The organism is Bradyrhizobium zhengyangense (assembly GCF_022012555.1).
GTDB classification, from domain to species: domain Bacteria; phylum Pseudomonadota; class Alphaproteobacteria; order Rhizobiales; family Xanthobacteraceae; genus Bradyrhizobium; species Bradyrhizobium zhengyangense.
Genome location: NZ_JAKLTZ010000045.1, coordinates 1 through 12,925, shown reverse-complemented (window position 1 = coordinate 12,925; position 12,925 = coordinate 1). Strand labels below are relative to the sequence as shown.

Genomic DNA, 12,925 nt, shown 5'->3' with positions numbered 1-12,925 from the left:
CTGACAGAAGACCGCACTCGATCACACGCCAAAGGGTCAGAAACTTCTTGCATTGCGGGCGGCAACCACAGAAGGCTCTACATGAAGCTCAGGAAGACCCATCCGACGCCTGTCGCCGCGGCGAAGGCGTCGATCAGCGTGGCAACGGCCTACCGCATCGAGAAGGATCCAGTACTACCTTCGCAGAAGAAGGAGCCGCGCGCACGACGGCGTCCCGATCCAATCGCCGACATTTTCGACTCTGAAGTCGTGCCGCTGCTGCGGGCAGCGCCCGGCATCCGGCCCGTGGCCATTTTCGAGGAGATGATGCTGCGCCATTCCGAGTTGGGCGAGGGCGTGCGCCGGACGCTGGAGCGGCGCATCCGAGGCTGGCGTGCCATCCACGGTGAGGAGCAGGAGGTCATCTTCCGCCAGGCGCACGAACCCGGCAGGCTCGGTCTGTCGGACTTCACCGAGGTGGCCTCGTTCGGCATCACCATCGCCGGTCAGCCGCTCGACCACCGACTCTATCATTTCCGGCTCGCCTATTCCGGCTTCGAGCACGCCCATGTCGTGCTCGGCGGCGAGAGCTTCGTGGCGCTGGCGGAAGGCCTACAGAACGCACTCTGGTCCCTCGGTGGGGTGCCGCGCGAGCACCGCTCGGACAGCCTGTCCGCCGCCTTCCGCAACCTGGACAAGGACGCGCGCGAGGACCTGACCCGCCGCTATAACGAGCTGTGCAGCCATTACGGCATGACACCGTCACGCAACAATGCCGGCATCGCCCACGAGAACGGCTCGATCGAGGGGCCGCACGGCCATCTCAAGCGGGCGATCGAGGATGCACTGTTGCTGCGTGGCACCGTCGACTTCGATGATCTCGCCTCCTATCGCCGCTTCGTCGACGAGATCGTCGGCCGCCGCAATGCCCGCAACGCCAAGCGCATCGATGCCGAGCGCGCCCAGCTTCGGGAGCTACCTGAGCGGCGCACCACCGACTATGAGGAACTCAGCGTGCGCGTCACTTCCTCAGGCGGCTTCACGCTGCGCAAGGTCTTCTATACGGTGCCCTCGCGCCTGATCGGCCATCGCTTGCGCGTGCGCCTCTACGACGATCGGCTCGATGTCTTCATCGGCGGCACGCATCTCATGACGCTGCCGCGCGGGCGTGCTTCCCCGTCCGGCAAGCATGACCAGGTCGTCAACTACCGGCACGTCATCCATTCGCTCAGAAGGAAGCCGATGGCATTGCTCAATCTGGTCTATCGCGATCGGCTCTTCCCGCGCGAGGCCTACCGGCGGACTTTCGATCTCCTCGTCGAGCGTCTGCCCGAGCGCCAGGCCTGCCGCATCATGGTCGAGCTTCTTGGCCTCGCCCACGAGCGCGGCTGCGAGAGCGAACTGGCCGAGGAGCTGTCCATCTGCCTCGACAATCACCGGCTCCCCGACATGGCCGCGCTGCGTGCCCGCTTCGCGCCCGATCCCGCGCGCCTACCCAACGTAGTCGTCCGCCTGGCGCCGCTTCAGGCCTACGAAGCGCTCATCGGCGCCAGCCTGGGAGACGCAGCATGAAGAGCGCCTCGATTGACCCCGCCAAGCTCAGCCTGCTCCTTAACGAGCTGCGACTGCCCGCCAGCAAGGTGATCTGGCCACAGTTCGCCGAGCAGGCCGACAAGGAGGGCTGGCCCGCCGCGCGCTTCCTCACTGTGCTCGCCGAGCACGAACTGGCCGAGCGCGATCGCCGCCGCATCGAGCGGCACCTCACAGAGGGCCGCCTTCTGCCCGGAAAGACCCTCGAGAGCTTCGAGTTCGACGCCGTGCCGATGGTCTCCAAAGCTCAGGTCATGGCCATCGTCGCCGGCGACACCTGGTTGGAGAAAGGCGCAAACCTGCTCCTGTTCGGCCCGCCCGGCACCGGCAAGAGCCATCTCGCCTCGGCGATCGGTCTCGCCCTCATCGAGAACGGCTACAGGGTGCTGTTCACCCGCACCACAGATCTCGTCCAGAAGCTGCAGCAGGCCCGCCGCGACCTCGTCCTCGAGAGCGTGCTGGCCAAGCTCGACAAGTTCGACCTGCTCATCCTCGATGATCTCGCATACGTCACCAAGGACCAGGCCGAGACCAGTGTGCTCTTCGAGCTGATCAGCGCCCGTTACGAACGGCGCTCCATGCTGATCACAGCCAACCAACCCTTTGGCGAGTGGGGGAAGATCTTCCCGGACCCCGCTATGACGCTCGCCGCGGTCGACCGGCTCGTTCATCACGCCACCATCTTCGAGATGAATGTCGAAAGCTACCGACGCCGCGAGGCCGCTGAGCGCAAAAAGGGACCTGGACGCCCAGCGTCATACGCCACACCCGCCAATATCGCCCCTGATTGACGCGCCGCGACAATCAACCTGACAAAGCACTTGCGCGCGTCAATCAAACCCGCGGATCATCACATCCGCCGCGACACCAGATTCTCATCCAGATTGTCGCGCACCTCTCTCCCAGATCGCCGCGCTACAGTCGAGAGCTATCGCAGGCGCACCGCGCTCGACGGAAAACGCGGTCCGGGACGGCCGACCTCGCACGCGACACCCAAAGCCATCGCTGATTGGGGCTATCGCGGTATCATCTATTGCGAAGGCTATCAGGCCTACAAGACCATGACCCGGGAGACGCGTGCGGGCGCCCTGTCTGGGCCGCTCGCCTTCTGCTGATCGCATCTACGGCGCTAGTTTGTGAAGATCGCGCGTGAGGCTGCTCCGGCGCCAGCTCCAGTTTGCCGCGAGGCCCTTAAGCGCATCGCCCAGCTCAACGCGGTCGAGAAGGCACTTCGGGGCCACTCTGCTGCCGAGCGCTGCGCGGGTCGACAAGCTCATGCCAGACCTCTGGCAGCAGCCTTGAAGCAGTGGTTTGAGGCAACTCTTGATCATCTTGCGGGGAAGAGCGACACGGCGAAGGCTCTGCGCTATTCGCTGCGCCATTGGGACGGCCTGACGCTCTACCTTGATGACGGGCGCATCGAGATGGACACGAATGCGGTCGAGCGTGCGATGCGGCCAATCAAACTCGATGCCAAGAATGCCCTGTTCGCTGGGTGCGACGAGGGTGCCGATAATTGGGCATTGCTGGCCTCGCTCATTGAAACGTGTAGGCTCAATGTCGTCAGCGCCTAGCCCTGGCTCTCCGGCGTGCTCGCAAAACTCATCAATGGCTGGCCTGCGGCGCGACTGGACAAACTGCCTCCCTGGGCATCGACCTACAGGATGCATGCGCACGATCCGAGGCTGGCAGCATGAGCCTGAACACGACCGCCGTCCGGATCAGGATAACCCTCAAGGACGTGAATGACCTTGCCCCACAGGCTTAATCCAGATTGAAGTTCGCGCTGGCCCAAACAAGGACCAGAGCATGAAGCGTAGCCGCTTTTCGGCAGAGCAGATCATCGGGATTTTGAAGGAGCATGAGGCCGGGGTTTCGGTTGCCGATCTGTGCCGCAAGCGCGGCGTCAGCGACCCCAGCATCTACAAATGGAAGGCCACTGGAGTGTCGGAGGCCAAGCGGCTGAAGACGCTGGAGGACGAGAACACACGGCTGAAGCGGTTGGTGGCTGATGCCGTGCTGGACAATGCGGCGCCCAAGGATCTCGTGGGAAAGAATGTATGGTCCGCCCCGGTCCGTGCAAGGGTTCGTAACAGCAAAAATGACGCTTCCAATTGCATAAATGTATCCGGCCTCTCGCGAGTGGACTGCTGTTGCAGCCAGGCCATGACGAGATCCGCGCACGCCGTTCGCGATAAATGGTTCGGGCACGAAGCCCGCTTTTTGCCCGCGGGCAAGCGGAAAGCTGTCGCGTATCTCATGGTTGCCCACGGGATGAGCGTACGGCGGGCGTATAAAGCCATCGGCTGCTGCCGCATGACCATCAGATATCTGACAACCCGGGCGGACGCGTCCGGGGCTAGCAGATGGACTGTGATGGGATCTCAGACGGCTTGACGATCCACTCTGGGGTCTGCATCTTCGGTATCATGGACAAGAGCGATGCTGTGTAAGAGTGCTTCGGCGCTTTGAACAACTGTTCCGTCTCGCTGCTTTCGCAAATTTGCCCATTCTGTAGTACTGTAACTCTGTCGCAAATCTGACGCACGACAGGGAGATCGTGACTGATAAATAACATCGTCAGCGATAGATTCTCTTGAAGGTCTTTCAGAAGATTTAGGATCTGCGCCTGGATCGAGACATCGAGTGCCGAGGTAGGTTCATCGCAGATGAGGAACCGCGGGCGACTTGCCAAGGTTCGTGCGATTGAAATACGTTGTCGCTGACCGCCTGAGAAGGCGTGCGGATAACGGCGGGCGACGGTGGGCTCCAGACCAACGGCCTTCAGCAGCTCTAACATTATCGGTTCGGCCTCTCGCTTATCCTTTACTAGTCCAAAGTGAATCATTGGCTCCATGATAATCTCGCCCACGCGCATCTGTGGATTCAGAGACGAGTACGGGTCTTGAAACACCATTTGAGTTTGACGCCGAATATCTTGACGATCTTCAAGGCTGGCTGCATAAACATCTTTTCCGCCATAAATCAGTTGGCCGCTGCTCGGGCGGGCAAGCCCAGCAACGACTCTTGCGATCGTGCTTTTTCCAGAGCCGGATTCGCCAACAAGGCCCATGACTTCTCCGGGGCGGATACTCAGGTTCACATCGTGCAGGGCCTTAAAGGCTCGCCGAGCGGAACCACCGAACATGCCTGTCGCCCCATATACGCGCTCCACACCCCGGAGTTCTACAAGTGCCTCCGGCTGGCTTGAACTTTGCGGCATGTCTCTTTCCAGCAGCCACTGCATGGCCGCATCGATATTTCGAGCGGCGCCAGACACGGGAAAGCGATGCAGCTTAATGTCGCCGCGCGGCACAACCGAAATCAATGCTTGGCTGTACTCGTGGCATGGATTTCCAAGAACAGCCGCAGTGTCGTTTAGTTCGACGATTTCGCCTGCCCTCATCACCGCGACGCGATCAGTGACCTGGGAAATCACGCCCATGTTGTGGGTGATGAGCATCACACCCACTTGACGTTCACGAGCCAAGTTCTTGATTAGCTTCAAGATCTGTGCCTGAACGGTCACGTCGAGCGCAGTTGTTGGTTCGTCCGCGACAATGAGTTCGGGTTGTGAGCAGAGAGCAAGCGCGATAACTGCGCGCTGTCGCATGCCACCCGAGAATTCATGTGGCCAGTTCTTCACGCGCCGGGCTGGCTCTGGAATCCCTACCGCCTCCAACTGACGCACCGCCTCGATCCTTGCGTCGCTGCGTGATAAGGCGAGATGAGTTCGGATCGTGTCGACCAGTTGTCTCTCAATTGTGAAAAGTGGATTTAAGCTGGTCAGTGGATCTTGGAAAATAGTCGAGACGCGTTTGCCGCGTAACGCCCGCATCGCCTTAACGTCGCGCGCATCGATGATATCTCCGGAAAGCCGAACTTCGCCCGCACTAATATGGCCGGGAGCCTGTAGTAAGCCCGTGATGGCAGCTCCAACGGTCGATTTGCCCGCGCCCGATTCGCCGACGATGCCGAGTATTTCGCCTGGCGCGATGTCTAGGCTGACGTTGCATACGGCTTGCAAGGCGCCATGCCGGCTAGGAAAGTCGACGCTAAGTCCCCGAATGGAAAGAACGCAAGGCTGGGCAGTTGTTGTCATCAGATGCCCCTTGGGTTGATTACATCCCGGAACCAGTCGCCCAAGACGTTAATGGCCAGCGCGAGTGTAAGAAGGGTGGCGGCAGGAAACAGCAGGATCCACCACTGCCCAGCAAAAAGAAAGTCTTGCCCACTGCGGATCAATGTTCCAAGAGATGGTTGGGTGGGGGGCAGACCTGCGCCCAAGTAGGACAGCGTGGCTTCGGTAATAATTGAAAGCGCAAGTGAGATTGTCGCGATCACGAGGATCGGTCGACGCACGTTTGGCAATATGTGCCGTACCAGCACTGTGCCCGTCGGAAGGCCTATCATTAGGGCTGCCTGCACATACTCTCGCTGTTTCTCCCCCATCACGGCGCCGCGCACCGTGCGGGCATATGTGACCCATCCGGAAATTCCAATCGCCAATATTACCATGTAGACAGCAAGGGCTTCGCGCGCGCTCGGTGGCAGTAGCGACCGCGTTAAGCCGGAAATAAGGAGCGCAATAAAAATGGCGGGGATGGACAACTGGATGTCTGCGATACGCATGATCGCTGCGTCAATGTGTCCCCCGAAATAACCGGATATCAGGCCTAAGCTGACGCCGATCGACATTGAAACCAAAACAGAGGCAAGGCCCACTAGGAGTGAAACCCGTGTTCCATAAAGGGTCGCTGAAAGCACGTCACGTCCCTGATCGTCTGTGCCGAAAGCGTAGAAGCGGTTCGTGAACTCATTGATGCTCCAGGCCGGTGTATTTGACGAAAGCAGATCGAACGTGCTGGCGTCGAGAGTGTTCTGTGGTGCCCATAAAGGAGCTCCCAGGGCCGCGACAATGAGAGTTAGCAGTGCGAGCGTAGACAGAACTGCTCTGGGGGAACGGATGTAAGAGTGCCCGATATCAGAGTTAAACAATGCGGAAAGCTTGTGAATGGTCATCTGACTACTCCTCCCGTCCGCAGGCGAGGATCTAGAAGGTAGTAGACGCAATCCACGACCATGTTGATGGTAACGAAAATGATCGACACGATGAGAAGGTATGCGGCCATGATTGGGACGTCGGAAAATCTAATGGAATTAATAAAGAGCAGCCCAACGCCTGGCCATTGGAATACTGTCTCAGTAACGACGGCGAATGCGATGATGGATCCCAACTGCAAACCTGCAACCGTGACGACCGGAATCATCGTGTTCTTCAAAGCGTAAGAAAAATAGATGAGCCGGTCTGGCAGCCCTCGCGCGCGTGCGAACCGGATATGATCGGAATGCATGACCTCAAGCATTTCAGTGCGGACTAAACGCAAGATCAGCGTGAGTTGATAGGTGGCCAGTGAAATCGCGGGAAGGATGATAGCCTGCCAGCCGGTCTTAGTCAGTAACCCGGTGGTCCACCAGCCGATCTTCACCGTGTCGCCCCGTCCGAAGGACGGCAACCAGCCAAGTTTGACCGCGAACACGTAGATGAGGCCGATGCCGATTAAGAAGTTAGGCAGGGATACTGCGATCAGCGAGACCGTCAAGCTGAAGCCCGATAATATGGAGCGCGGCCGCAATGCTGTCACGACGCCAAGGGCGACTCCCGCTATCATTGCAAATATAAACGATAATATAGCTAGTTCCAGAGTCGCAGGCAGCCGCTCCAGGATCAAATCCAACACCGGCCTTCCAACGCGAGTGGAAATGCCGAAGTCCCCATGGAGTGCCGAACTGATAAAACGAAAGAACTGGATGTAAAAGGGGCGGTCGAACCCGAGTTCCGCCGCTAGCCGCGCGCGGTCCTGCGCGGTCGCCTCCGGTCCGACCATATTCTGGAGCGGATCGCCGATAAAATGAAAGGCGGCGAACGACAGAAACGCCGTCATCAGCATCACCGGCAACACGGACAGCAATCTGCGCAGAAAGAAACCTGTCACTTGTCCACCTTGATGGTTTTCACGGAGATCTGATTACCAACGTTTGGCGTAACGTGAATCTTCTTCTGCGTTGCACGCGCCAACACCTGCGCGTGAATCGGTAGATAGAAACACTCGTCCTGAACGGTCTTCCAAATTTCGGCGATTATGGTTTTACGTCTTTGAGGATCGGCTTCCGACCGGAGTAATTCAATTTTGGCATCAATCTCCGGGTTTTTGTAATTCGCTGCAGCCCAGGCGCCCCGAGAGTGGACGAGATTATCGAAGATTAATTGAGAATCGTATGAGCCCCACGTCATCAGGTAAAAGTCGGTCTTCCTATTGAGAACTAGAGGCCAGACGACTGCGCTGGGTTGGACATCGAGATGCACGGTGACACCGATCTTGGCGAGCATTGCCACCACGGCCTGACAGATGCGCTCGTCGTTCACCATGCCGTCATTTGGACAGTTTAGAGTGACCGAAAATCCGTTGGGGTAACCTGCCTCGGCCATAAGCTGCTTGGCTTGGTCAATATTGAGCTTTGGGAACTTACCCAATTCTTCCGTATAGCCGTCGGCGATCGGCGAAATGATTGTACCGAGCGGAACCGACTCCCCTCGCATGATTGCCGACTTGATCGCTAGACGATCAATGGACATGTTCATTGCGTGGCGCACCCGCTTGTCGGCGAAAGGATTTCCCTTTGCTTCCCCGCTGGCAAGTGTGTTCGCGCTTGTATTGACGCCTAAAAAAACCGTGCGAATCTCTGGGCCGCGAACCACCCGAAGGCTTTCATTCTGCTCCAACCGTGAAATGTCTTGGGGGGGGACGTCTTGGAGAAAATTAACTTCTCCGCTGATCAATGCGGATACACGCGTCGCGGCCGACTGGATAGGGGTATAGATGATCCGATCGATATCGATTGGGAACTGGCCGATACCCCAGTATTTATCGTAAGCTTCCAACTCCGAACGGCGATCCGATTCTCGGCTTACAAGGCGATAGGCGCCAGTGCCGTTCTCATGGCGAGCAGCATAGTTTTCTTTCCCGCCTTTAAAATCCTGCGGAACAACGGAGTCGTTCTTCTCGGCCCATGCTCTATTCATTATGAAGATGCTTGCCAAGTTTTCGGGCAGAAGAGGGCTGGGTCCCTTTGTCTTGACCTGCACGGTGTAGTCGTCCTTCGCGATGGCTTCCTCAACCGCGGCGGCAGCCAGATAGGTCCGCACATTCGAGGTTGGTGCCATAGCTCGCTGGATTGAAAATGCGGCGTCGTCGGCCTTAAATGGTGCGCCGTCGTGGAACGTAACGTTCCGGCGAAGCTTGAACTCCCAAACGTCGGGGTGATCAGGCAACATCCGCCATTCGGTCGCTAGTACTCCAATGAGCTTTCCGTCGTCGGAGCGCTCCACAAGGCCTTCGTACATCTGCCGATTGAACGCAAAGGTCACGTTCTCATTATAGGCGTGAGGGTCTAGAGTCTGAACGTCCAAGCTCCGAGCCCATTTCAGCGTTTCCGCGCCCCCGGGTGAGACGGTCATTAGTAGTGCCGCCACGCTTGCTATGGCGGCAAAACGCCGCTTGAGACGGGCTGGTCTGTGAATGAAACAGCGCGCAGTGGATTTCGGCATTTGGGACATTCCTCTCTTGATCGCAGGGTAAACTGCGCCGCTAGATGTGGGCTATCACATCGGACAGGCTTCGGCCGTTTTTTGCTGCAGTTTGCCGGCCGAGGGCTGCCGTGGGCTGCGAATTCAGGGCGTCCTCTGCAGCAATTACGCGTATTCCCAGCGATTGCGCAGGATTGCGACAGTCGGCTGAATATTCCCTGCTCCTGGTCTAGGTCTCGTTATAGGTCCTGTGACCGTTGGGTTAGGAACGTCCGATCCCACTGAACTGCGGGCCTTTTATCACATTATCTCATCATGTGCCGACAGCCGGTTTACGTCTGGCGTGAGTTTCCGGTTTGGGATCGAGCTTTGAGCAAGCGAGTGTCTGATGGCCGGCCCTTTGGGGATACCGTCCGCGGCCGGCTTCCGCTTCTGAACGGGAACGTCTTAGCAAGCTGTTTGGCGCACTAGTCACGTGAATCGTAGGCGCTGTTCAGCGGCCACCTACCGGATGAAGGGGCGATCTCCGACTCTGCGGTTCGGTTTCCCGGGTGGTTGCGTGTACTCCGCACGATCCCTCCCAAATATGCCTGCCGCGCCTGTGAGGGCCCGATCGTCCAGGCCTCGGCACCAGCGCGGCTCGTCGAGGGCGGCATGGCGACGACGGCGCTGATCGCGCATATCGCCGCGGCCAAATATGCCTGGCAATCGACGCTCTACCGCCAGACGCAGATCCTGGCGGGCCAAGGTGTTGTCGTCGATCGTCAGACGCTGGCGCGCTGGATGGGCAGCGCGGCGTGGCTGGTCAGGGGCCTCTACGACCTGCAACTGAAGACCATGCACGGCTTTGAGCGGTTGTTCTGCGATGAGACGCCGATGCCGGTGCTCGACCCGGTACGCGGCCGCACGAGGATCTGCCAGTTCTGGGCGCATGCGACGGACGATCGGGCGTGGAAGGGTCCGGCGCCGCCGGCGGTCGCCTACGTGTTCGCAGACGGTCGCGGCAAGAAGGAGATCGTGGCGCAGTTGGCCGGCTTCGAAGGCGTGCTGCAAGTCGACGGCTATGCCGCCTACGCCTCGCTGGTGGGCGATGCGAAGGTGCCGGGCAGATCCAGCTGGCGTATTGTCTCGTTCACGCGCGCCGCAACTTCGTGAGGGTGCACAAGACGACGAACTCACCCTTCGCCGCGGAGGTCATCGAGCGCATCGCAGCCGTCTACGCGATCGAGGAGAGGATCCGCGGTCTCGGCGCCGGGGAACGCCGCGCGGCGCGACAGGCCGAGACGAAGCCGCTCATGGAGGCGTTGAAGGCTCGACTGATCGCGGTGAAGGACGGGATCTCCCGCCGCTCGACGCTCATCAAGGCGATCGATTATATGCTCGAACGCTGGCAGGGCCTGACGGCATTCCTGGACGACGGGCGGCTCGAGGCGGACACCAACACGGTCGAACGATCAATCAGGCCGATTGCGATCGGAAAAAAGAACTCGTTGTTCAGTGGTGACGAAGGCGGAGGCGAGACTTGGTCGATACTTTCTTCGCTTCTTAACACGGCCAAATTGAATGGCCTCGACCCCGAGGCCTATCTCGTCGACGTTCTCGAGCGCATGGTGAGCGGCGCCGCGAAGGCCAACCAGCTGCACGAACTTCTGGCCTGGAACTGGAAGGCCGCACGCGAAGCCGAAAAGCGAGCCGTGGCATGACGAAGCCGAAGCAACGGCGGGGAACGCGAAAAGCACGCAAGACGACGATGGCGAACTATGCCATGTCATTCGAGCGGCTCGGGCAATGGATGAGCGAGCGCGCCAGGTCGCCGACGCTTCGGCATCCGCGGGCGACGTCGCTCTCCATGCTCGACGGCGCAGTGGCCGCTGTCGTCGCCGGGCCGGTCTCGATGGCCTCCGAGGAATGGGTGTGCCCGCTCCTTGGCGTAGATCCCGACGCCTTCAATCACGACACCGAGGAGTTCTCGGCGATCGCTGCCACGCTGATGCGCCACAACGCGATCAGCGAGACGCTGTCGACGAGACCGGAGAGCTTCGAGCCGCTGTTCCTGCGATCGCCGGACGGCGACGTCGACCCGCAGCCCTGGTGCATGGGCTTCCACGCCGTCATGAAGCTTCGGCTTCTCGTCTGGTCGCGGCTTCTCTCCCCGAACGGAACCGAACACCTTATGCTGCGGCCGATCCTGGTCCATTGCATCGATGACGCCGGTCGACCCTTGCTACCCCCGGCCCGCCATACGCTGGCAACGCTGCCCGTCGCTCAAAACGCCTGGCGCGACATTCCAATAGCCGTTGAGGCCCTGCGGCAGTTCTGGATGCCTATGCGCTTCCAGCGGCGCGCGTAGGCCGTCCACGCCAGGTCCGTGGTCTGCTCGTACCGCTTACGGTTGTTCAGTGATACCGTGGACGGAGCCGAGGCCAGCGCCGTCGTCTATAGCCTGATGCTGACCTGCCGCGCCTCACGTGTCGTGCCGTTAGCGTGGTTGCGCCACGTCCTCACCGAATCGCCTCAGCGCGCCGGCGACGCCGATATTGCAGACCTGCTGCCCTTCAACTTCCACAAAGCCGCCACCGCCTGAACGGCCCCGCATCGCCCGATTCAAGGCAGTCCATCAAAACCGCCGGCGTGCGGAGAAAATCGCGCTTACAGATGATCCGCTATCGCTCCAGCCGCCCGCCGGACGCAATTCTGCGTGGCCGATTGCGCGATTTCGCCAACGAGCGGCGGCGCTTCAGCTACCGCTGACCTGAGGCCGGCAAACTGGACCAATTTTGGCTAGAGTCTTGCGCTGCCGAATCCCCTCGGCTGGGAGGAGCGGACGACGATGAAGGCCTCGAAGTTTTCGGACGCCCAGAAGGCGTTTATCCTGAAGCAGGGCAACGACGGGGTCCCGGTTGCGGAGATCTGCCGCAAATCCGGGATCAGCCAGGCGACCTATTTCAACTGGAAGAAAAAGTACGACGGACTGCTGCCGACCGAGATGCGCCGGTTGAAGCAGCTCGAGGACGAGAACGCCAAGCTGAAGAAGCTGGTGGCGGACCTATCGCTCGACAAGGAGATGCTGCAGGACGTGATCCGCCGAAAGCTGTGAAGCCTGGTCGGAAGCGCAAGCTCGTCGATGAGGTTTGCGGGGAGTGGCAGGTCTCGATCCGCAAGGCTTGTAAGGCCCTCGAGTTCGATCGATCGACCTATCACTACAAATCTCGTCGCTCCGGCCAGGCGGCCCTCGAAGCTCGGATCAAGGAGATCTGCCATGTTCGCATCCGCTACGGCTATCGCCGCGTCCATGTGCTGTTGCGCCGCGAGGGATGGCGTCACGGCCAGAACAAGACCCGTCGCATCTATCGCGAATTGGGCCTGCAATTGCGCAACAAATCGCCCAAGCGCCGGGTCAAGGCCAAGTTGCGCGACGACCGACGGCCCGCGACGCGGGTCAACGAGATCTGGGCGATGGACTTCGTTCATGACCAGCTGGCCACCGGCGGCAATCTCCGGGTGCTCACGATCGTCGATATCTTCTCCCGCTTCTCGCCCGCACTGGAGCCGCGGCTCACCTTCCGCGGCACCGATGTCGTGGAGGTACTGGAAAGGGTTTGCAATGAAGTGGGACTCCCGGCGACGATCCGGGTCGATCAAGGCAGCGAGTTCGTGTCGCGCGATCTTGACCTCTGGGCCTACCAGCGCGGCGTCACGCTGGACTTCTCACGACCCGGCAAGCCGACCGACAACGCCTTCATCGAAGCCTTCAACGGCCGCTTCCGG

At 59.9% G+C, this 12,925-nt stretch carries 9 protein-coding genes and 5 pseudogenes; 10 read left to right on the top strand and 4 right to left on the bottom strand.

What is annotated here, in order from left to right; translation table 11 throughout:
• Nucleotides 1-81 precede the first annotated feature (81 nt).
• The 5 genes and pseudogenes from istA to L6639_RS42205 all read left to right on the top strand — a co-directional run.
• The gene (istA, locus tag L6639_RS42225; RefSeq protein WP_128929850.1) at nt 82-1,551 is read left to right on the top strand and encodes an IS21 family transposase; all 1,470 of its coding nucleotides are present in this window, start codon (nt 82-84) and stop codon (nt 1,549-1,551) included.
• Nucleotides 1,548-2,360, top strand: coding sequence for an IS21-like element helper ATPase IstB (gene istB, locus L6639_RS42220; RefSeq protein ID WP_128929849.1), 813 nt, complete (start codon nt 1,548-1,550; stop codon nt 2,358-2,360). Before istA ends, istB begins: the two co-directional genes overlap by 4 nt.
• A gap of 222 nt (nt 2,361-2,582) precedes the next feature.
• Nucleotides 2,583-3,266, top strand: a pseudogene (locus L6639_RS42215) (IS66 family transposase); the annotation flags it as partial.
• A 112-nt stretch (nt 3,267-3,378) separates the two neighbouring features.
• A pseudogene (locus tag L6639_RS42210) lies at nt 3,379-3,630 on the top strand (transposase); the annotation flags it as partial.
• Nucleotides 3,631-3,789: 159 nt separating this feature from the next.
• Nucleotides 3,790-3,918 (top strand): annotated as a pseudogene (locus L6639_RS42205) (IS3 family transposase); the annotation flags it as partial.
• Between the two features lie 10 nt (nt 3,919-3,928).
• Here L6639_RS42205 and L6639_RS42200 read toward each other — a convergent pair.
• From L6639_RS42200 to L6639_RS42185, 4 genes are read right to left on the bottom strand one after another with little or no spacing between them, the layout of a single operon-like run.
• Nucleotides 3,929-5,671 carry a dipeptide ABC transporter ATP-binding protein gene (locus tag L6639_RS42200; protein WP_128929848.1) on the bottom strand — a complete coding sequence of 581 codons (1,743 nt, stop codon included), beginning with the start codon at nt 5,669-5,671 and terminating at the stop codon, nt 3,929-3,931.
• Nucleotides 5,671-6,591, bottom strand: coding sequence for an ABC transporter permease (locus tag L6639_RS42195; RefSeq protein ID WP_128929847.1), 921 nt, complete (start codon nt 6,589-6,591; stop codon nt 5,671-5,673). The genes L6639_RS42200 and L6639_RS42195 overlap by 1 nt, the downstream gene beginning before the upstream one ends.
• Nucleotides 6,588-7,565, bottom strand: coding sequence for an ABC transporter permease (locus L6639_RS42190; RefSeq protein WP_128955116.1), 978 nt, complete (start codon nt 7,563-7,565; stop codon nt 6,588-6,590). Before L6639_RS42190 ends, L6639_RS42195 begins: the two co-directional genes overlap by 4 nt.
• Nucleotides 7,562-9,178: an ABC transporter substrate-binding protein gene (locus L6639_RS42185; protein WP_164934301.1), complete on the bottom strand. Its 1,617-nt coding sequence runs from the start codon at nt 9,176-9,178 to the stop codon at nt 7,562-7,564. The genes L6639_RS42190 and L6639_RS42185 overlap by 4 nt, the downstream gene beginning before the upstream one ends.
• Nucleotides 9,179-9,712: 534 nt before the next feature.
• On the opposite strand from L6639_RS42185, the gene L6639_RS43185 reads away from it, so the two are divergent.
• From L6639_RS43185 to L6639_RS42160, 5 genes and pseudogenes are all read left to right on the top strand, one after another.
• On the top strand, nt 9,713-10,312 hold the full coding sequence (locus tag L6639_RS43185) for an IS66 family transposase (protein ID WP_276575813.1): 600 nt from the start codon (nt 9,713-9,715) through the stop codon (nt 10,310-10,312).
• A gap of 2 nt (nt 10,313-10,314) precedes the next feature.
• Nucleotides 10,315-10,860, top strand: a complete 546-nt coding sequence (locus tag L6639_RS43180; protein WP_128955114.1) for an IS66 family transposase — start codon at nt 10,315-10,317, stop codon at nt 10,858-10,860.
• On the top strand, nt 10,857-11,507 hold the full coding sequence (locus tag L6639_RS42170; RefSeq protein WP_237867281.1) for a UPF0149 family protein: 651 nt from the start codon (nt 10,857-10,859) through the stop codon (nt 11,505-11,507). Before L6639_RS43180 ends, L6639_RS42170 begins: the two co-directional genes overlap by 4 nt.
• Nucleotides 11,508-11,549: 42 nt before the next feature.
• Nucleotides 11,550-11,741 (top strand): annotated as a pseudogene (locus L6639_RS42165) (transposase domain-containing protein); the annotation flags it as partial.
• A 246-nt stretch (nt 11,742-11,987) separates the two neighbouring features.
• A pseudogene (locus tag L6639_RS42160) lies at nt 11,988-12,925 on the top strand (IS3 family transposase); the annotation flags it as partial.

Coding starts and splice junctions, on each gene's coding strand:
- L6639_RS42200 (WP_128929848.1), bottom strand. CDS start 5,671: ATGACAACAACTGCCCAGCCTTGCGTTCTTTCCATTCGGGGACTTAGC.
- istB (WP_128929849.1), top strand. CDS start 1,548: ATGAAGAGCGCCTCGATTGACCCCGCCAAGCTCAGCCTGCTCCTTAAC.
- istA (WP_128929850.1), top strand. CDS start 82: ATGAAGCTCAGGAAGACCCATCCGACGCCTGTCGCCGCGGCGAAGGCG.
- L6639_RS42170 (WP_237867281.1), top strand. CDS start 10,857: ATGACGAAGCCGAAGCAACGGCGGGGAACGCGAAAAGCACGCAAGACG.
- L6639_RS42185 (WP_164934301.1), bottom strand. CDS start 9,178: ATGCCGAAATCCACTGCGCGCTGTTTCATTCACAGACCAGCCCGTCTC.
- L6639_RS42195 (WP_128929847.1), bottom strand. CDS start 6,591: ATGACCATTCACAAGCTTTCCGCATTGTTTAACTCTGATATCGGGCAC.